General features: G+C 67.5%; 16 protein-coding genes and 1 tRNA gene. 2 read left to right on the top strand and 15 right to left on the bottom strand.

The features are described 5' to 3' along the window. Nucleotides 1–74: 74 nt before the first annotated feature. Nucleotides 75–2,777, top strand: a complete 2,703-nt coding sequence (locus DL990_RS18105; protein ID WP_158632635.1) for a BTAD domain-containing putative transcriptional regulator — start codon at nucleotides 75–77, stop codon at nucleotides 2,775–2,777. Between the two features lie 26 nt (nucleotides 2,778–2,803). Here the strand turns inward: DL990_RS18105 and DL990_RS18100 are convergent. The 5 genes from DL990_RS18100 to nfi form a co-directional block, all read right to left on the bottom strand. Then, nucleotides 2,804–2,877, bottom strand: a tRNA-Leu gene (locus DL990_RS18100). Nucleotides 2,878–2,901: 24 nt separating this feature from the next. Further along, the gene (locus tag DL990_RS18095; RefSeq protein ID WP_125799355.1) at nucleotides 2,902–3,393 is read right to left on the bottom strand and encodes an SLATT domain-containing protein; all 492 of its coding nucleotides are present in this window, start codon (nucleotides 3,391–3,393) and stop codon (nucleotides 2,902–2,904) included. Nucleotides 3,394–3,470: 77 nt separating this feature from the next. Beyond that, entirely contained in the window at nucleotides 3,471–4,799 is a 1,329-nt protein-coding gene (locus DL990_RS18090) for an NAD(P)/FAD-dependent oxidoreductase (protein WP_007028829.1), read from the bottom strand. 84 nt (nucleotides 4,800–4,883) lie between these two features. After that, complete coding sequence (locus DL990_RS18085) at nucleotides 4,884–5,576, bottom strand: uracil-DNA glycosylase (RefSeq protein ID WP_125799354.1); 693 nt, start codon at nucleotides 5,574–5,576, stop codon at nucleotides 4,884–4,886. Continuing rightward, entirely contained in the window at nucleotides 5,573–6,253 is a 681-nt protein-coding gene (gene nfi / locus DL990_RS18080; protein WP_125799353.1) for a deoxyribonuclease V, read from the bottom strand. Before nfi ends, DL990_RS18085 begins: the two co-directional genes overlap by 4 nt. 28 nt (nucleotides 6,254–6,281) lie before the next feature. Between nfi and DL990_RS18075 the strand changes: the two genes are divergently transcribed. Then, nucleotides 6,282–7,787: a S10 family peptidase gene (locus DL990_RS18075; protein WP_125782572.1), complete on the top strand. Its 1,506-nt coding sequence runs from the start codon at nucleotides 6,282–6,284 to the stop codon at nucleotides 7,785–7,787. 123 nt (nucleotides 7,788–7,910) lie between these two features. Here DL990_RS18075 and DL990_RS18070 read toward each other — a convergent pair whose 3' ends face one another. The 10 genes from DL990_RS18070 to DL990_RS18025 form a co-directional block, all read right to left on the bottom strand. Next, entirely contained in the window at nucleotides 7,911–9,569 is a 1,659-nt protein-coding gene (locus tag DL990_RS18070) for a S8 family serine peptidase (protein WP_199746498.1), read from the bottom strand. Between the two features lie 145 nt (nucleotides 9,570–9,714). Continuing rightward, entirely contained in the window at nucleotides 9,715–10,713 is a 999-nt protein-coding gene (locus tag DL990_RS18065) for an ABC transporter ATP-binding protein (protein WP_125782568.1), read from the bottom strand. Further along, nucleotides 10,706–11,698, bottom strand: a complete 993-nt coding sequence (locus DL990_RS18060; protein ID WP_125782566.1) for an ABC transporter ATP-binding protein — start codon at nucleotides 11,696–11,698, stop codon at nucleotides 10,706–10,708. Before DL990_RS18060 ends, DL990_RS18065 begins: the two co-directional genes overlap by 8 nt. Nucleotides 11,699–11,704: 6 nt before the next feature. Beyond that, a complete protein-coding gene (locus DL990_RS18055) occupies nucleotides 11,705–12,658 on the bottom strand; it encodes an ABC transporter permease (protein ID WP_125782564.1) in 954 nt (317 codons plus the stop codon). Next, nucleotides 12,651–13,577: an ABC transporter permease gene (locus tag DL990_RS18050; RefSeq protein ID WP_125799351.1), complete on the bottom strand. Its 927-nt coding sequence runs from the start codon at nucleotides 13,575–13,577 to the stop codon at nucleotides 12,651–12,653. The genes DL990_RS18055 and DL990_RS18050 overlap by 8 nt, the downstream gene beginning before the upstream one ends. A gap of 109 nt (nucleotides 13,578–13,686) precedes the next feature. Continuing rightward, on the bottom strand, nucleotides 13,687–15,306 hold the full coding sequence (locus DL990_RS18045) for an ABC transporter substrate-binding protein (protein ID WP_125782560.1): 1,620 nt from the start codon (nucleotides 15,304–15,306) through the stop codon (nucleotides 13,687–13,689). Nucleotides 15,307–15,562: 256 nt separating this feature from the next. Continuing rightward, on the bottom strand, nucleotides 15,563–16,516 hold the full coding sequence (locus DL990_RS18040) for a Ppx/GppA phosphatase family protein (RefSeq protein ID WP_125782558.1): 954 nt from the start codon (nucleotides 16,514–16,516) through the stop codon (nucleotides 15,563–15,565). A gap of 22 nt (nucleotides 16,517–16,538) precedes the next feature. After that, nucleotides 16,539–17,741, bottom strand: coding sequence for a lytic transglycosylase domain-containing protein (locus DL990_RS18035; RefSeq protein ID WP_125799350.1), 1,203 nt, complete (start codon nucleotides 17,739–17,741; stop codon nucleotides 16,539–16,541). Nucleotides 17,742–17,923: 182 nt separating this feature from the next. After that, nucleotides 17,924–18,439: a DUF501 domain-containing protein gene (locus DL990_RS18030; protein ID WP_370451352.1), complete on the bottom strand. Its 516-nt coding sequence runs from the start codon at nucleotides 18,437–18,439 to the stop codon at nucleotides 17,924–17,926. 18 nt (nucleotides 18,440–18,457) lie between these two features. Next, the gene (locus DL990_RS18025) at nucleotides 18,458–18,820 is read right to left on the bottom strand and encodes a septum formation initiator family protein (protein ID WP_125782691.1); all 363 of its coding nucleotides are present in this window, start codon (nucleotides 18,818–18,820) and stop codon (nucleotides 18,458–18,460) included. Between the last annotated feature and the right edge of the window lie 87 nt (nucleotides 18,821–18,907).

Here is an 18,907-nt window from a genome sequence, read left to right as displayed (position 1 = left end):
AATCGCCTCAGCGATCCGGGGGGCGGGTTATGGAATTCCGAATATTGGGTCCATGGGAAGTGGTCGCCGAAGGGGTGCCTCGACCAGTGGGGCCGGGGCGGCGGCGCGCGGTGCTCACGGCGTTGCTGCTGCATTCCAACCGGGTCGTGCCGAGTAGCGAATTGGTCGACATGGTGTGGGGTGAGCCGGCACCCCGGTCCGCCGCGGTCAACCTGCGCACCCACATCGCCGGGCTGCGGCGGGTGCTCGCGCCGGAGGGCGAGCGGCGGTTGACGGCAGGCAACGGCGGTTACCGGATCTCGGTGCGGCCGGAGGAGATGGACCTGACTGTTTTCGAGGACCTCATTGCACGAGGCCGAGCCGCTCAGCGGGCAGGTGAGCACGCGGCCGCGGCACTGCGGTTCGGGGCAGCGCTGCGCCTGTGGCGCGGACGCCCTTTCGACGACGTCGAGTTGCACGGCGCCGCGGCGGCCGAAGCGGCTCGTCTGAACGAAGTCCGGCTCACCCTCACCGAGGAGCACCTCCGCGCACGGCTGGGCACCGGGGACGGCACCGTAGTCGGGGAACTGCGCGGCCTGGTGGTGGCACATCCGCTCCGGGAACCGTTGTGGATGTTGCTCATGCTCGCGCTTCACGGCACCGGGCGCCAGGCCGACGCGCTCGCCGCCTACGACCAGGCCAAGGAGCGTCTCGCGGGCGAACTCGGCATCGACCCCGGTCCCGCGCTGAGAGATCTGCGCCAGCGGATCCTCACCGAGGACCCGGCACTTCCCGGCACGGACATCCGGGAGCGCACGGCCATCACTCATCGACGCCCGCTGGCTTCGCTCGTAGGCCGGGAATCGGAGCTGCGGACACTGGCGCGACTGCTGGACGAGCAGAGGCTGGTGACCGTGGTCGGTCCCGCGGGAGTCGGCAAGACCCGGCTGGCCGCGGAGCATCTGGCCGGCCGGGAGGCGTGGCTGGTCCGGCTCGCCGATGTCGGTCAGGCGGCGGTGTTGCCGCAGGCCGTCGCCGACGCCGTCGGACTGGTCAAGATCGCGGGAGATCCACGGCGCGCACTGGTCCGTGCGCTGGCGGTCCGCTCCGGCCTGCTGGTCCTCGACAACTGCGAGCATCTCGTCCCGGCCGTCGCCGGGCTCGTCGCGGAACTGCTCGCCGGGTGTCCCGGGCTGCGCGTCCTCACCACCAGCCGGGAACCACTGGACATCGACGGCGAGGCGATGCTGCCGTTGAGCCCGCTGCACACCGAAACGGCCGTGACGCTGCTCGTCGATCGGGTGCGCGCGGCTCGCCCCGGCTGGACGCCCTCACCCGACGAGCTCACCCACGCGACACGGGTGTGCGAGGCGCTGGACGGTCTTCCGCTCGCGATCGAACTCGCCGCGGCGCGCGCGAAAGTCCTCGGACTCGAGGAAATCGCCGAAGCGCTGTCAGATCGTTTCGCCGTACTCGGGCCGGTGCCACGCGGATCGCTGACCCCGCACGCGACACTCCGCGAAGCCATCGCCTGGAGCATCGAACCGCTTTCCGCCGCCGACCGGACGCTCCTGCTGCGTCTGTGGCCGTTCGAAGGCGGCTTCCCCATGGCCGCGGCCGCGGGCAACGCGTCGGAGTTCGCGTCGCTGTCGTCGCTGATCTCCCGCTCGGTGGTGCTGGCCGACACGACGACTACGCCATCGCGCTATCGGATGCTGGAAACGATCCGCGCATACTGCGAGTCAGCGGATCCGACGCCGGGCGCCACCCGGGACGGGCACGCCGTATGGGTACGGGGGTTGGCGGCCGACTGCGCCGTGATGCTCATCGGCGACCAGTCGGGCCTGGCGGTGGCCGCGCTGAACCGTGAGTGGCCGAATCTGCGCGCCGGCATCAGCCACGACCTTGCCCACCGCCCCGCAGCGGCCCTGCGCACGGTCGGTTTGCTCGACTGGTTCTGGACCCGCAGCGGTCACCTCACCGAGGGACGGGAACTGGTCGGCGCCGCGCTGCGCGCCACGACCGACGCGGCGACAGCGGACCGGGCACGCGCACTCTCCGCGGCCGCCAACCTCGCCTACTTCGCCGGCGACATCGCCGAAGGGCGCCGCCTCGGCGACGAGACCTTCGCTCTCACCGGCGGGCAAGTCGACGAAGAGCACCAGATTCTGCACGGCTCGGCGCTCTTCTATCACTCGGTGGCGTGGTTGCACACCGGCGAACTCGGCCAAGCACGAGCAGCCGCGGAGAAGGCGATCGTCATCGGCGGACTGACGCGGTCGGACTGGCTGGTCCTGGGAGCCCGCATGGTCCTCGGTGCCGTTCTCGTCGAGCGGGGACAAGTCCGCGCCGGTGAGGAGACGCTGGCCGAGGTCGCCCGCTCGGCCGACAACGGCTGGCTCGCGGGATGGGCGGAGTTCGCGCTCGGCAAGTCCCTGCTGGGGCGCGCGAAAACCGCTGAGCAGCTCGGCGACGCCGCGGGCGCCGTGCGACGGGCCATCGTCCGGTTCCAAGCCGAAGGCGACGTCTGTCATGTCCTCTTCACGATGAACGTCGCCGTGGAGCTGCTGCTGCGCGTCGGCAGGCCCGTCGACGCGGCCATCTTGGAAACCGCGATCGTCCACCGCGCGGACCAGCTGGGATTGGACCGGGCGAGCGTCTCCTATGCCGGCGCGGGCCCGCACGAGACCGAGCCGGCCGAAACACTCACCCCAGCGCAGCGCCGCACCGCGAACGCCGAGGGCGTCCGCCTGAACTGGACGGAAATGATCGAACTAGCCATGACGGCGACGATCTGACGATCTTGGTGGGGTACGACTGGCTGTGCCCCGGACGGGGATCGAACCCGCACTGGGTCGATTTTAAGTCGACTGCCTCTGCCAGTTGGGCTACCGGGGCACGGGACAGCCTAGGCGATGTCCCTCAGTTCGCGGCTTCAGTACGCCGATATTCGAGCCAACGGAGACCGAGTTCGTTCCAAACTGCCTGGTATTCCTCGAACTTCGCGTTGATCACCTGGGGGTCGACCTGCTCGGGCGGGGTCGAAGCGAGGTAGAAGCTGAGCTCGTCGCGCAGCCAATAGAGCCGGAACTGGACCTCTTCCATGAGGACCCACAGGGAACGCCAGGCGAAGAAGGGTTCGAGCGCGCCGACCACGGTCGTCACGGCCACGAGAGCGAACGCCACACCGGTCCAGCCGTTGAGGTTCTGCAAGCCGAGAATGATCGTGGACGCCGAGGCCAAAGCGAGCAGCAGAAGCCTGATCGACACGGCACGCCAGCGAAAGCGCCTCTTCCTGGAGCGGGCGTGCGCGTTGTCACGCTCGATCCTCTCCAGAACGTGCTTCGCCAAGTCGGCCGGGGCCAGACCGGTGGCGAGCGGAACGGCGGGTACGGACTTCCGGAATGCCTGCACCGGCACACCTTAAACGCCGTGAAGGCCTCCTTCCCTACCTTGAGAGTAGGGAAGGAGGCCTTCACGGACCTCCGGACTCAGGACTTCGACAGCCGGTCGAACTCCTCGCGCGGGTTGTTGATCTGGCCGAGCGAGATGACCTCGCGCCGGAACAGGCCACCGAGCATCCAGTCGAACAGGATGCGGATCTTGCGGTTCCACGTCGGCATCGCCTTGAGGTGGTACGCGCGGTGGAAGAGCCAGGCCGGGAAGCCCTTGATCTTCAGGTTCAGCGCGTCGGCGACACCCTTGTGCAGGCCGAGGCTGGCCACCGCACCCAGGTTCTTGTGGTAGTAGTCCTTCGGCTTGCCGCCGCGGATCACCTTGATGATGTTCTTCGCCAGCAGACGCGCCTGGCGAACGGCGTGCTGCGCGTTCGGCGGGCAGGTCGCGGTCGGGTCCTGCTCGGTGCGCGACAGGTCCGGCACGGCGGCGTTGTCACCGGCGGTCCAGACGTCGGGGTGCCCGACGACCTGCATCGCGGCGGTGGCCTCGACGCGGCCGCGCTTGTCCAGCGGCAGGTCCGAGCTGGCGAGCACCGGGTTCGCCTTCACGCCGGCGGTCCAGATGATCGTGTCGGTGTCGAACTCGGTGCCGTCCGAGAGCACGACGTGGCCGTTTTCGAACGACTTCGCCGCTGTCGACAAATAGACCTCGATGCCGCGCTTTTCGAGCTGCTCGACGGTGTACACACCGAGCGTCTCGCGCACCTCGGGGAGGATCCGCCCGGCCGCCTCGACGAGCACCCAGCGGATGTCCTCGACCTTGAGGTTCGGGTAGTAGTTCTCCACCGCGAAGCGGGTCATGTCCTCGAGTTCGGCGAGCGCCTCGATACCGGCGAACCCGCCGCCGACGACGGTGAACGTCAACAGGCGTTTGCGCTGCTCGGGATCGAGCGTGCTGGCGGCCTCGTCCAGCTTCGTCATGACGTGGTTGCGCAGGTAGATCGCCTCACCGATGGTCTTGAAGGCGATGCCTTCCTCGACCAGGCCCGGGATCGGCAGGATGCGCGCCACGGCGCCGAGCGCGACCACGAGGACGTCGTAGTTCAGCTGCTCGACGTGCCCGTCGGCGGCCTCGACCGTCACGGCTTTGCGCTCGTGCTCGATCTTCGTCACGCGCGCGGTGAGCACGTGGCAGCGCTTGAGCACGCGCCTCAGCGGCACGACCACGTGCCGCGGTTCGATCGCACCGGCCGCCGCCTCGGGCAGGAAGGGGGCATAGGTCATGTGCGGCTGCGGGTCAACGACCGTCACGGACGCTTCGTTGGCCCGGAGCATCTTCTGGAGCCCGTACGCCGTGTAGAGCCCGACGTATCCACCACCAAGGACGAGGATCCGTGTCGGTTCCGACTTAACACCAGCCATATTCCTATAGTCGCACCCATCTGCTGAGATCGCTCGTAGACCCCATCCGGCTGTGACCAGCGTCGCCACGGCTTCCGCACCGATTCAGTTCAGGCCGGCCACCGAGGTCGCGGAGGCCAGGACGTCGCACACCATGTCAAGGGTCAGGCGGCCGGTCTGGACATTGCGCTGCGACACGTGATAACAGCCGAAAAGGCGCAGGTCGCCGAGGTCCACTTCGACGCCGTGGCCGAACTTCGGGCGTGGCGCGGGCACCGGCCAGCCCACCTCCGCGAGCACCGGCAGCAGCGCCTGCCAGCCGAAGGCGCCGAGCACCACGACGGCTTTCAGTGTCGGCCGCAGCAACTCCAGCTCGGCCGCGAGCCAGGATCGGCAGGTTTCCCGTTCCTCAGGTGTGGGCTTGTTGGCGGGTGGCGCGCATCTCACCGGGGAGACCATCCGGGTCCCCCGCAGCTCGAGACCGTCACCGATATGGGTCGACGTCGGCTGCAAAGCGACCCCGACCCGGTGAAGTGCCTTGAAGAGAACGTCACCGGACGGGTCGCCCGTGAACAGGCGGCCGGTCCGGTTGGCGCCGTGTGCCGAAGGAGCGAGACCGACGATCGCCAGCGACGCGTCCGGCGGGCCGAAGCCGGGCACCGGCCTGGCCCAATAGGTCTCGTCGGCGAAGGCCGCGCGTTTGACCACGGCGATCTCCTCGCGCCACGCGACCAGCCGCGGGCAGGCGCGGCAGCCGATGACCTCGGCGTCGAGTTCGGCGAGGTCATGGAACCTCATAACGCCTCCTTCAACGCGTCGCGGGCGAGACGGTCGGCGTGCCGGGTCGTCTCCGGCTGGCGGAACGAGGGGCACAGCCGCAGCACCTGGCGGCACGCGTTGTCCAGCGAGATCTTGTGGCCGACGGAGACATAAACGGGTTTCACGCCGTCCTGGGTGCGCAGGACCGCGCCGACGACCTCGCCGTCGTCCAGCAAGGGTGCCCGCGAGCCGCGTTCCGCGCCGGGTTCGCCGTGTTCGCCGACGAACCGGGTCTTGCCGACCCCGATGGACGGCAGGCCGGTCACGACACCGACATGGCACGCGAGCCCGAACCGGCGCGGATGCGCCAGGCCGTGCCCGTCGCAGACCAGGAGATCCGGGACGTGGTCGAGCGAGCGGAGGGCGTCGAGCAGCGGGGGCAGCTCGCGGAAGGCGAAAAGCCCGGGTTCGTACGGGAACGAAACCCGGGAAACGACGGTGCGCTTTTCCACGACGCGGAACCCGGATGTTTCGAGGGTGACCGCGGCGGCGGCGATGAGGTCGCTGCCCTCGTCGTAGGCGACGTCGAGTCCGGTGACCGTGACGATCTCTTGTGGACAGCGATCCTCGGGATCGACCAGGCCACGCAGGGTTTCCTGGATCTCGATCGCCTGCCGAGGAGTGCTCGGGCGATCATGCGCCGTGACGATGTCCACTCCTACAGACTGCCAGTAAGTTGGGGGTATGCCGGACACCAATCCCGATTCGAACACCGCGAAGGCCGCCGACGAGAAGGACGCCCCGTCGGCGGAAACCAAGGTCGAGCCGACCGACGACCTGGTCACCACGAAGCACACGCTGACGCTCAAGCGCAAGAAGCTCGCCTACACGGCCCAGACCGGGCGGATCGTGCTGAGGAAGGAGGTCATCACCGACGGCAAGTCCGAGGGCTACAAGGCCAAGGCCGAAGTGTTCGTGACCTCCTACACGCTCGACGACGCGGAGCCCGGCTCGCGCCCTGTCACGTTCGCGTTCAACGGCGGGCCAGGCTCGGCGAGCGTCTGGCTGCACATGGGCCTGCTCGGCCCGCGCCGCGTACTCTCAGGTGACGTCGACGACCCGGCCACGCCGCCCTACGGGTTGACCGACAACCAGGAAACCCTGCTGGCGCACAGCGACCTGGTGTTCATCGACCCGGTTTCGACCGGCTATTCACGCGCCGTGGACGGCGAGGCCGCCAAGGAATACCACGGCTACACCGCCGACATCGAGTCCATCGGCGAGGTCATCCGGCTGTGGGTCTCGCGTAAGCAGCGCTGGCTGTCGCCGAAGTTCCTGGCGGGCGAGTCCTACGGCACGCTGCGCGCGGCCGGGCTGGCGGCTCATCTGCAGGAACGCCACGGCATGTACCTCAACGGGCTCCTGCTGATCTCGTCCGTGCTGGATCTGGGCACCCTGCGGTTCACCGAGGGCAACGACCTGCCGTACTCGCTCTACGTGCCGACGTACGCGGCGATCGCGCACTACCACGGCCTTCACGGCGACCGGCCGCTCGACGACGTCCTCGCCGACGCCGAGGACTTCGCGGCCAAGGAACTCCCCTGGGCCCTCGCACGCGGCGCCCGGCTGTCCACACAGGACCGCGCGGAGGCCGTGGCGACGCTCGCTTCCCTGACCGGACTCAGCGAGTCCTATGTGGACCGGGTCAACCTGCGGATCGAGCACGTCCGGTACTTCACCGAGCTGTTGCGGGACAAGGGCCTCGTCGTCGGCAGGATGGACGGCCGGTTCACCACCTGGGAGCCTGACGGCGGCCGCGAGCACATGAGCGACGACCCGTCGATCTCGCGGATCATCGGCGCCTACACGGGCGGGCTCAACCACTACGTTCGCGCCGAACTCGGCTACGAGAACGACCTGCCGTACGAGGTCCTGTCGACGGACGTCTTCAAAGCCTGGTCGTACTCCGACTTCGAGGGTCGCTCGGTGTCCTCTGTGGACTCACTGGCCTCGGCCATGCGGGCGAACCCGCACCTTCGGGTGCATGTCGCCTTCGGTCACTACGATGGCGCTACGCCGTACTTCGCTTCGGAGCACGTGCTGGCGCGCCTCCAGATCCCGGAGGAACTGCGGGAGAACATCGACACGGCCTACTACCCGGCCGGGCACATGATGTACGTGCACGAGGAGTCGCGGGTGCGACAGGCGAAGGACCTGGCGAAGTTCATCAAGACCGCCTCGGGTAAGTAACCCTCTCGGCCTCCCTTCTGCCTGCAGGTACGCAGGAGGCCACCCCCAGCGCCGCAATGAAGGGGCCTTTCATAGCAAATTTTGCTATGAAAGGCCCCTTCATTGCACTAAAGAACCGAGGGATCAGCCCCGCAGGTACTGCGAACCCCGCGTAACAGCCGACCAGGCGTCCACGGCACCGTGACCGTAGAAGCCGTTGAACGAAGCGTCACCGGTGCAGGTCGCGGTGAACGACGCGTCCCGGCCTTCGTCCAGGTAGTCGACGGTGCGCGGCACCGGGCAGGCGACGTCCGAAGCCGTGCCCTCGAGCACCCGCTGCACGGAGTCCGGGTTCATACCGAAGTCGCGCGAACCCTTGCCGTACTGCGAAACGATCAGCGCCGCGACACCCGCGGCGTGCGGGGACGCCATCGACGTGCCCTGCAGCCACTGGTAGTAGCCGACGCTGCCGTCGGCGGCGGTCGCCTTCTTGATACCGGCGGTGACACCGTCGGGGGTGATGTTCCCGGCGGCGTCGATGTTGCCTTCCGCGACGCCGACGTTGCGCGGGTACGTCGAGAGGATCTGGTTCTCGATCGTGCGGAACCACGGAGTGCCGAAGCCGTCACGGAAGTACCCGCCGGGCGCGGAGACCGAGATCTGCTCGACGCCGTAGTTCGAGTAGTCCGCCTTCGCCTGCGAAGGACCGAAGGACGAGACGCCGATGGTGTGCGGGCCTTCGATGGGCAGCGAGAGGCAACTCGCGTTGTCGATCTGCCTCGGGTGCGTGCTGTTCGACGGGTAGCCGGGGCTGGAAGCGTCCGGCTGCGGGGCGGCGAGGTCGCTGTGCTGGTTGCCCAGCGAGACGACCTGGGTGACGCCCTTGCGGTGCGCGTAGTTCAGCGCGCGGGTCGTCGCCTCGATGATGGTGCGCTGCTCGGCCTGCTGCGCGGGCGTGTCCGCGGGGTTCGCGGCGCAGTTGTACAGCCACGGGTCCGTGAAGAAGCTCATGTTGACGACATCCACACCGGCGTCGCCCGCGTAGGTGATCGCGTCCACGGTCGACTGCAGGAAGAAGAAGCCCGAGTCCTGCCCGGCGCGGATGTTCACCAGCGTCACGTTCGGCGCGACACCCGAGACACCGAAGCCGTTCGCGGCGGCGCCGATGGTGCCGGCGACGTGCGTGCCGTGCCCGTTGTCGTCGTGGTCCGCCGGGTCGACACAGCTGCGGTATTCACACGGTCCGTCGACCACGGCGCCGTTGACGTCGGCGACGATGTCCTTGGTGAAGTTCCGCGACGCCGCGCGGTCGAAGTTCGGCGCGATGTCCGGATGGCTCCCGTCGACGCCGGTGTCGATGACGCCGACCTTGACGCGCTTGTCACCAGGCTGCTTGGTCCGCGAAAGATCCGACCGGACGGACTTGAGCCCCCAAAGCTGATCGTCGAGCGGGTCCATGCCGACGGCCTGCGCTTGCGCCGGCTTCTTGGCGGACGGGGCCGCGGCGCCGCGGCCCTCCTTCTCGACGACGCTCGGCTTGACCTTCGCCTTGCCGTTCTTCGGCGCGGTGCCGATCGGCTTCGCTTTCGCCGCGCCGAAGACCGAGCGGTCCGCGGAGACGCGTTCGGCGAAACCGTTGGCGGGCGCGGTCGCGGTGATCAGGCCGACCGCGGCGTTGCTCGCCACGACGGTGCCCCCGGCGGCGCGGATCGCCTTCTCGACCGAAGCCACACTTTGACCTTCGCGGGCCAGAACGGAGAATTCGGTGGCGGCGCCGGAAAGCTGTGGTTGCGCGGACGCCATCGGCGCGGCGACGATTGCACCGAACAGCGGTACCGCCAGCGCGATGACGAGAGATCTGGGCTTTTTCACTTCCTGCCTCCTGAAGAAAACTATTCGTGCAAGCTACGTCAGTGATCTCTTCTTATCAACGAAGTCCCTACGAAAGTCAGGGGACGACCGTTTTCTCCTCCGCGAAATGACAGGCCGACAAATGCCCGCCGGACCGCGTGATCAATTCGGGTACCTGATCCGCGCAAATGTCCTGCGCCTTCCAGCACCGCGTGCGGAACCGGCAGCCCGACGGCGGATCGAGCGGGCTCGGCACGTCGCCTTCCAGGCGGATCACCTGTCGCTGCCCGCGCAACGCCGGATCCGCGACCGGCACCGCGGACAGCAACGCCTGCGTGTAGGGATGCGACGGATGCTCGTAGATCTCCTCTTCGGTCCCCATTTCCACGATCTTGCCGAGATACATCACCGCGACCCGCGTGGAAAGGTGACGGACAACGGACAGGTCGTGTGCGATGAACACATAGGAAAGGCCGAATTCCTTCTGCAGTTCACCGAGCAGGTTCATCACCTGAGCCTGGATCGAAACATCCAGCGCGGAAACCGGCTCGTCGCAGATGATCACTTTCGGCCGCAACGCCAGTGCCCGCGCGATCCCGATGCGCTGACGCTGTCCGCCGGAGAACTGGTGCGGATACCGGTTGATGTGCTCGGGGTTCAGCCCGACGACGTCGAGCAACTCCCGCACCTTCGCCGCCCGCGACCCCTTCGGCGCCACCTCGGTGTGGATCTCGAAGGGTTCACCGATGATGTCACCGACCGTCATTCTCGGATTCAGCGACGTGTACGGATCCTGCAGCACGATCTGGATCTCACGCCGCAACTTCCGGAGTTCGGCACCCCGCAACGCGAAGATGTCGCGGCCCTCGAAGGTCGCGAGGCCGCCCGTGGGTTCCTCCAGCCTCATCAGCACCTGGGCCAGCGTGGACTTGCCGCAACCGGATTCGCCGACGACGCCCAGCGTTTCCCCTGGCATGAGGTCGAAGGAGACGCCGTCGACGGCCTTCACCTGCCCGATGGTGCGTTTGAACAGGATCCCGGCGCGCACCGGGAAGTACTTCACCAGGTTCTCGACCCGCAGAATGGGTTCAGACACGGCCGCTCACCACCTCGTCGGCGAAGTGGCAGGCGCTGACCCGGCCGAAGCCGAGGTTGCGCAGAGCCGGCCGTTCGGTCTCGCACCGGCTCTCCGCCCGCGGGCAGCGCGGATGGAATGGGCAGCCGGGCGGGACGTTCAGCAGGCTCGGCGGCAGTCCCTTGATGGTCTCCAGCGTCTGTCCTTTGAGGTCGAGCCGCGGCAGCGAGGCCATCAGCGCCTCGGTGTAGGGATGCCCCGGCGAGCGGAACAATTCGGCGACGTCGGCCTGTTCGACGATCCGGCCCGCGTACATCACGGCGATCCGGTCGGCGACCTCGGCGACCACGGCGAGGTCGTGCGTGATGAGGATCAGCCCCATCCGCCGTTCGGCCTGGATCTCCGCCAGCAGGTCCATGATCTGGGCCTGCACGGTGACGTCGAGCGCGGTCGTCGGCTCGTCCGCGATCAGCAGATCGGGGTCGAGCGCGAGCGACATGGCGATCATCGCGCGCTGCCGCATCCCGCCGGAGAACTGGTGCGGGTACTCGCGGATCCGGCGGGCGGCGGCGGGGATGCGCACGGTGTCGAGCAGTTCGATCGCCCGCTTGCGTGCGTCCTTTTTGGACATCCCGAGCCGGACCCGCAGCTGTTCCTCGATCTGGAATCCCACGGTGAAGACGGGGTTCAGCGCCGAAAGCGCGTCCTGGAAGATCATCGCGATCTCCCCGCCCCGGACTTCACGCCGCCGCTCTTCGGTGGCCGTGAGCAGATCCTCGCCGCGGTAGCGGACGGCGCCACCGGTGACGACGGCGGGCGGACTGTCGAGGATGCCCATCACCGTCTGCGCGGTCACGCTCTTGCCGGAACCCGATTCTCCCAGCACGGCAAGGGTTTCCCCGGCGCGCACGGAGTAGTCGACGCCGTTGAGCACGGTCGCGACACCGTCGGACGTGCGGAACTCGACGTGGAGGTCTTCCACCTCTAGCAGCAATTCGTCGGTCACAGCCGCTCACCGGGCCTTCGGGTCGAGCGCGTCGCGGATCCCGTCACCGAGCATGACGAACGCGAGCACGGTCATGGTGACGAATCCGGCGGGGAACAACAGCATGTGCGGGTTCACCCGGAAGTAGTCCCGCGCGTCGCTGATCATCACGCCCCACGAGACGACCGGTGGCCGCACGCCGACACCGAGGTACGCCAGCGTCGCTTCCGCACCGATGAACGCGCCGAGCGCGATGGTCCCGTAGACGAGCACCGGCGCGACCGTGTTGGGCAGCAGATGCCGGAACACGATGCGCGGCGTGCTCGCGCCTAGTCCGCGCGCGGCCTTGACGTAGTCGAGTTGCTTGGCCACCAGTGTCGCCGACCGCATGATGCGCATCGCCACCGGCCAGCTCAGGGCGGCGATCGAGACCACCACCTGCACGATGATGGTGACCGCGCCGGGATTCGAGCCGGGTGCGTTGAAGGTGGTCAGGATGACGATCGCGCCGAGCACGAACGGCAGTGCCGCGAAGATGTCGCCAACCCGTGAGAACAGGCTGTCGACGAGGCGGCCGTAGTACCCGGCGACGATCCCGACCACCGAGCCGATCAGGATGGTCAGCACCGTGGCGAACACGCCGACCAGCAGCGACGCCCGCGCACCGTGGATGGTCCGCGCGTAGACGTCGTAACCCTGGTTGTCGTAACCGAACCAGGCGTCCGCCGACGGTCCTTCGTTGGCGTGGAGCAGATCGCTGAAGCCGGCGGGCCGGGAACTGAACAGGTCGGGCGCGATCGCGATGAGCACGACGAGCACGATGATGACGGCGGAGATGACGAACGACGGCCGTTTGCGCAGCATCCGCCAGGCGTCACCGCCGAGGCTGCGCGGTTTGTGCGCCACCGCGGAATCGTCGGCGACTCCGGCGCCGGCGACGTCCACAGAGGACACGCCACCCGCCACATTGGGGTCAGTCATAACGGATCCTCGGGTCGAGAACGGCGTAGAGCAGGTCGACGGTGAGACTCACCAGCAGGTACACCATCACCAGCAGGACGACGACGCCGGTGACGGTGGCGCCCTCCCGGTTCTGGATACCGCGGAAGATGAGCCCGCCGATGCCGTTGATGTTGAACACGCCTTCGGTGACGATGGCCCCGCCCATGAGCGCGCCGATGTCGGTGCCGATGAAGGTCAGCACCGGGATCACCGAGTTCCGGAGCAGGTGCACGCCGACGACGCGGCTGCGCGGCTGTCCTTTCGCGATGGCCGTGCGGACGTAGTCGGCGTGCCGGTTTTCGGCGATGCTCGCTCTGGTCAATCGGGCGATGTAGGCCATGGAAAGGCTGCCGAGCGCTATTCCCGGCACGATCAGTTCGCCGATCGTGGCGTCCTCGGAGACGCTCGCGTCGATGATGCCCAATTCCGAACCGAGGACGATCTGGAGCACGATCGCGGTGACGAACACCGGGATCGAGATCAGGAACGTGGTGGACATCAGCACGAGGTTGTCGAGGAAACCCTTGCCTCGCAGGCCGGTCAGGATACCGGCGGACAGGCCGATGATCGCTTCGATGGCCACCGCGATGAGGGCGAGCCGGACGGTCACCGGATAGGCGTTCCCGATCAGTTCGCCGACCGAGACGCCGTTGAAGGTCTCGCCCCAGTCGCCGGTGAACAGGTTGCCGAGGTATTTGAAGTACTGGACGAAGATCGAATCGTCGAGGTTGAACTTCGCGGTCATCATCTCGATGTAGGCGGGCGGGCAGCTGACCTGACCGCATTTGCCGGCGAACGGGTCACCGGGCACCGCCCACACGAGGGCGTAGATGAGGAACGTCGTGCCGAAGAAGACCGGGATGAGTTGGAGTAGGCGTCGGAGGATGTACTGGGACATGGGCGTGCCGTCCTGGGGATCGCGTGGTGGGAGCTGTCGGTCCGGCGGGTCGTGAGTGGCGATTCGGGTTAGAACCCGAATCGCCACTCACGACCGCACGACCACGCGATTACTTCGCCGCGACCTCGATGGACGAGTAGTCCGCGAGACGACCGAAGTCGAGCTTCACGGTCTTGAGACGGTTCGACTTGCCGCCGACACCCTTCTCTTCCCACACGGGGATCTGCGGCAGATCCTTCGCGATCAGATCCTCGGCCTGCTGGTACAGCTTGATCGCGGCCGCCTTGTCGGCGGTCTGGTCCGCCTGGGTCAGCAGCGCGTCGACGGCCGGGTTGTTGTAGGTGGAGTCGTTCGACGAACCGGTGCTCTTGTAGCGCGGGTTCAGGTAGTTCTCGATCGACGGGTAGTCGGCGGACCAGTCGGAGCGGCCCATGCCGGTCAGCTGGCGGTTGTTGACGATGCTGCGCCACTGCCCGAAGTCGGTCGCCGGCACGAAGTCGCATTCGACGCCGAGCGCGTTCTTGATGCTGTTGCACGCCGCGACCAGCGGTTCCTTACGGCCACCGTCGGCGTTCGACGCGATGGTCAGCTTGCCGGTGTAACCGGACTTCGCGAAGAACTCCTTGGCCTTCACCGGATCGAACTTGCAGAACTCGCCGCAGACACCGGGCCGGTAACCCTCGATTCCGCGCGACACGTAGCCGTCGGCGGGCGCGTAGGTGTCGTTCATGACGGTTTTGACGATCTGCTCGCGGTCGATGGCCAACGAGATCGCCTTGCGCAGGTCCAGGTTGTTGTAGCCGGGCACGTAGTACGGGAGCGCGAGCGCGCTGATGCCGAGCAGCTTCCCTTCGACCAGACGCTCACCGAGGTCGGTCTTGTACTTTCCACCGGCCTTCGCCGCGGGCGGGAGCGCCTCCATGAAGTCGAGGCGGTTGCTCAGCAGATCCTGGTACGCGGTCTCCTGGCTGGTGTAGATGCGGACTTCCAGGTCCTTGAACTTGACCTTGTCCTCGCCCTGGTACTCGTCGAACCGCGTGAGCTTCATGTTCTGGTTGGGCGTGCGCGAAACGAACTTCAGCGGTCCGTTGCCGATCGGGGCCTTGGCGAACGCCTCCGGGTCGGCGAAGAACTTGTCCGGCAGCGGCGCGAAGGCGAGGTAGCCGATCTTGGTGGCGAACACCGAGAACGGGCCCTTGAGGGTGGCCTGGAACTCGTAGTCGTTCACGACCTTGAGCCCGGACATCTCCTTGACGGCGGGCTCCTTGGCGCTGATCTCGTCGTAGCCCTGGATCTGCTCGAAGAACGACGCGTTCTGCATGCCGTTCTTGCCGTTCGCGCTGTAGTTCCAGGCGTCGACGAAGTTCTTGGCCTTGACCTCGGTCCCGTCGTGGAACTTCCAGCCCTTTTTGATCTTGATGTCGAAGACCTTCGAATCGGTCGTGGTGATCGATTCGGCCATCAGGTTGTACGGCTCGGCGGTGTCGGATTTGTAGCCGACCAGCGCCGAGAAAACCGGCTTGAGGGCCTTGGACCCACCAAGCTCGTTGGTGTTGGCGGGAATCAGCGAGTTCTCCGGCTCGGTGCCGTAGACCGAAACCGCCGCGTTGGCATCAGCGGCGCCGGATCCCTTGTTCTCACTGGACCCACCACCCCCACAGGCCGTCAGCAGCAGGGCCGCCGTGGCCACCACCGCCGTCGCTCCCCAGAACCCGCGTGAAGCCCGCATGTCCCCTCCAACTCTCGTCGTCGGATTGTCGGCGGGCGCTGGTCGCGCCCTACCGCCCAGAAGGTGAGACGACGCTATGGGACAGGTGAAGCCGATCACAGTGCGTTGGTGTTGCAAATGTGTGACGGTCTTCCGGACCACCCGGTCAGAGCACAACGTTGGTAGGAACACCGCTGCGCCGAATGGCCTAATCCGGACTGGAGGTCACCGCTTGATCACCTAAAGAAATGGCTTCACGTAAGAGAAAACCCGGACCTCAGGCCAACGAGAGCGCGATCCCGTCGAGGATGTCGTGCTCGGAGATCACCAATTCGTCGGGACCACTGCGCGTGGCGAACTGCTCGGCCAGCACCTGCACGATCACCGAACCGCCGCCGATCACATCGACCCGGCCCGGGTGGATCACCGGGTTCGCCGCGCGGGTCGCGTGGTCGGCCGTGAGAAGCGACCGCGCGACACGGTCGATGTCCGCGTGGGAGAGCTTCGAGAGGTGGGTGCGCTCGGAGTCGTACTCCGACAGGCCCTGCGCCACGGCCGTCAAGGTCGTGACCGTCCCGGCGACACCGATCCACGTCTTGGCGGTGGACACGTCCACGACGTCGAAGGCCTCGGTGAGGACCTTGGCAGCCAGCTCGCGGGCTTCGGCGATCTCGGCCGCTGTCGGCGGGTCGGACTTCAACGCGCGTTCGGTGATCCGCACACAGCCGATGTCGACCGACTTGGCCGCGATGACCTCGGCCTGGCGGCCGTCCCAGGTCCCGACCACGAGTTCGGTCGAGCCGCCGCCCACGTCGACCACCACGAACGGGCCGTCGTCGGGATCCTGCTCGCCGACTGCGCCGGTGAAGGACAGCCGCGCCTCTTCGTCCCCGCTGATGACTTCGGCCTCGGTGCCGAGCACCTCGCGCGTCATCGCGAAGAACTCGTCGCGGTTGCTCGCGTCACGAGTCGCCGACGTCGCGACCATGCGGACCTTTTCGACGCCCTTGCGGCGCGCGGCAACCGTGTAGTCGGCCAGCGCCTTGCGGGTGCGCTCGAGCGCCTCGGGGGCCAGCCTGCCGGTGGCGTCGACCCCCTGGCCGAGGCGGACGATCCGCATCTCGCGGTGCAGGTCGCGCAGGTCGACCGTCCCGTCGTGACGGGGGGTCAGCTCGGCGACGAGCAGACGGATGGAGTTGGTCCCACAGTCGATCGCGGCAACACGAGGCATGCCGCCAGGGTAGTCAATGCGATCAGGGGGACTTGGTACCGCTGGCGTCCGTCGGCGTCGGCGTCGTTGTCGTTGTGGTCGTCGTCGGCGACGTACAGGTCGACGGCGGAGTCGAAGTCGAAGTCGTGGTCGTCGGGCTGGTGCTCGTGGCCGAGGCCGTCTCCGTGACGGTGACCGTCGGGCATTGCGGCGGCTTCGAGTTTGACGTCGATTTCGACGTCGAAGAACCCGGATTCGTCGGCGGCAGCGAACTCGACGGCGGCGGCGTCACCGAACCGGGTGGCGTCGACGGCACCGGAGGCGGCGGCACCGACGCGGGCGGCGGGGCGGCTCCGGCGTTCGGGGCGCCGATGGGCACCCTGCTGTCCGGCGTCGGCAGCACACCTGTGCGGTAGGCCTCGGCCCAGATCAGCACGGTGTTCACGTAGGTGTCGGAGTTGTTGTAGCGGAAGACGGCCGCGCGCAACTGGTCCGGTTTGGACAGATCGAGCCCGCCGGAGCACAGGTACCGCCCGGTGCCCAGCGCCGCGTCGAAGATGTTGTTCGGATTGGACTCGCCGTCGCCGTTGCCGTCGGAGGCGTAGCCCTTCCACGTCGACGGGATGAACTGCGTCGGGCCGACGGCACGGTCCCAGACCGTGTCACCGTCGAATTTGCCGCCGTCGGTGTCCGGGATGGCCGCGAACGGTCCGGCGCCGTTGAGCTGCGGGCCGAGGATCGGTTCGAGGGTGTTGCCCTTCGCGTCGACGTAGCCGCCGCGCGCGTGGTTGGACTCGATGCGGCCGATACTCGCGATCAAAGCCCAGTCGATGTGACAGGTGGGCTGTTCGGCGATGAGGATGTCGGCGGCGTTGCGGTACGCGGCGAGCGCGGTGACCGGGATGCCGAGCGGTCCGTTGGGGAGTTCGTCCGCGGGGAGCGGGAGCGGGGTCGGGGCGTTCGGCAGGCTGCCGTCGACACCGATCTGCTGGACGAGCGGGTTCTTCGGGTCATAGCCGCCGACGAGGGCGACGTTGTCGGAATGAACAGTGCTCGCCGTGGCGGCCCAGCTGCCGGCGGCGATGACCGCGGCACAGGCCGGGACGATGGCGAGGACACCTCCGGTCACCGCGGCGATCGTGCGGTGCCGGAGACAGAGTCTCCGGGCGGCTCGAGGTACGCGTCTCAGGCGAGAGCCCATGGATACCGCACCGGTCACCGCGCCTGGCACGTGCCTCACGCGCATACCTCAGAACCCTCCCGGCGGATCGCGATACGGCGATCCGGTACCTGCCAACCCCGTCAACCCCGACCGTGCCCAGCCTGCCGCATACGGTGACCGGTTTCACCCCATAGGGGAGGACCAGTTGGCCGACATCGGGTGAATTAACCCACCTGGAGGAACTATCTGTGCACCAGGGGTCGGTGTTACCCCTGGCAGTCGCCCGACGGCCACCCGTTGGCTTTGAGCAGCGCGAGGGTTTCGTCGCCGAACGGGTTCACACCGGGACCGACGGCGAGCGTGTGCGCCAGGTGGACGTGCAGGCATTTGACGCGTCCGGGCATCCCGCCCGCGCTGACCTCGTGGCCGAGCGGGTCGATGGCGTCGCGTTCGGCGAGGTAGCTCTCGTGGGTCCGCTGGTAGGCGGCCGCCAGCTCGGGGTCCTCCGCGAGCCGGTCGGTCATCTCCTTCATCAGCCCGGACGCCTCGAGCGTGCCCACCATCGAAGTCAGCTTCGGGCAGGTCAAGTAGTAGAGCGTGGGGAACGGGGTGCCGTCGTCGAGGCGGGGACTGGTCTGCACGACCGACGGGTGGCCGCTCGGGCAGCGCGCGGCGACGGCACGCAGCGCACGGGGTGCCCGGCCGAGCTGTTCCGCGATGATCTCGCGGTCGGCGTCGGTCACAGGCTCGAATGGAGACTTTTCCGTGCTGTTCACGTCCATAAGGCTAAACGGAGAGCTTCAGCCGCCCGCGACCTGATCCCACAGCTTCTCGTACCAGGAGCCCGCGGGCACCGGCTGCTGACCTTGCGGCTGTCCCGGTTCGGGCGCCTTGTCCTCGGGGAGCTGCACGATGTACGGCGTCTCGCCGGGCTTCACGAAACCGAACCGCTTCCGCGCCTCCGCCTCGATCTGCGCGGGATCGCTCAGCTCGGCCTTGCGGCCTTCCAGCTGAGTGACGCTTCTCTGCAATTCGGACTGCAACTGCTGCTGCTCGTTCACCTCGGACTTCTGGCTGAGGTACGTGCGCAGCGGGACGGCGATGGTGAACGCGAGCGCGCACACCACGATCGCCACCACCGCGGCCCGGCGGGTGGTGGACATGCCGAGCACCTTCGCGGCGCCCGATGCCCGTTTCGCCGCCAGGCTGCGGCGCAGCCGGGTTCGGGCGCGGACCTCCGTCGTCGTCGT

Source organism: Amycolatopsis sp. WAC 01416 (assembly GCF_003947485.1).
Classification (GTDB): domain Bacteria; phylum Actinomycetota; class Actinomycetes; order Mycobacteriales; family Pseudonocardiaceae; genus Amycolatopsis.
Note: the sequence above shows the minus strand (reverse complement) of the source record. Positions and strands in the feature narration are given on the sequence as shown.

What these genes read in the sequence shown, in the direction of transcription:
- DL990_RS18030 (WP_370451352.1), bottom strand. Translation starts at nt 18,439, where the DNA reads ATGGACGTGAACAGCACGGAAAAGTCTCCATTCGAGCCTGTGACCGAC.
- DL990_RS18070 (WP_199746498.1), bottom strand. Translation starts at nt 9,569, where the DNA reads ATGGCGTCCGCGCAACCACAGCTTTCCGGCGCCGCCACCGAATTCTCC.
- DL990_RS18055 (WP_125782564.1), bottom strand. Translation starts at nt 12,658, where the DNA reads ATGACTGACCCCAATGTGGCGGGTGGCGTGTCCTCTGTGGACGTCGCC.
- DL990_RS18090 (WP_007028829.1), bottom strand. Translation starts at nt 4,799, where the DNA reads ATGGCTGGTGTTAAGTCGGAACCGACACGGATCCTCGTCCTTGGTGGT.
- DL990_RS18045 (WP_125782560.1), bottom strand. Translation starts at nt 15,306, where the DNA reads ATGCGGGCTTCACGCGGGTTCTGGGGAGCGACGGCGGTGGTGGCCACG.
- DL990_RS18085 (WP_125799354.1), bottom strand. Translation starts at nt 5,576, where the DNA reads ATGAGGTTCCATGACCTCGCCGAACTCGACGCCGAGGTCATCGGCTGC.
- DL990_RS18075 (WP_125782572.1), top strand. Translation starts at nt 6,282, where the DNA reads ATGCCGGACACCAATCCCGATTCGAACACCGCGAAGGCCGCCGACGAG.
- DL990_RS18040 (WP_125782558.1), bottom strand. Translation starts at nt 16,516, where the DNA reads ATGCCTCGTGTTGCCGCGATCGACTGTGGGACCAACTCCATCCGTCTG.
- DL990_RS18025 (WP_125782691.1), bottom strand. Translation starts at nt 18,820, where the DNA reads ATGTCCACCACCCGCCGGGCCGCGGTGGTGGCGATCGTGGTGTGCGCG.
- DL990_RS18050 (WP_125799351.1), bottom strand. Translation starts at nt 13,577, where the DNA reads ATGTCCCAGTACATCCTCCGACGCCTACTCCAACTCATCCCGGTCTTC.
- DL990_RS18035 (WP_125799350.1), bottom strand. Translation starts at nt 17,741, where the DNA reads ATGCGCGTGAGGCACGTGCCAGGCGCGGTGACCGGTGCGGTATCCATG.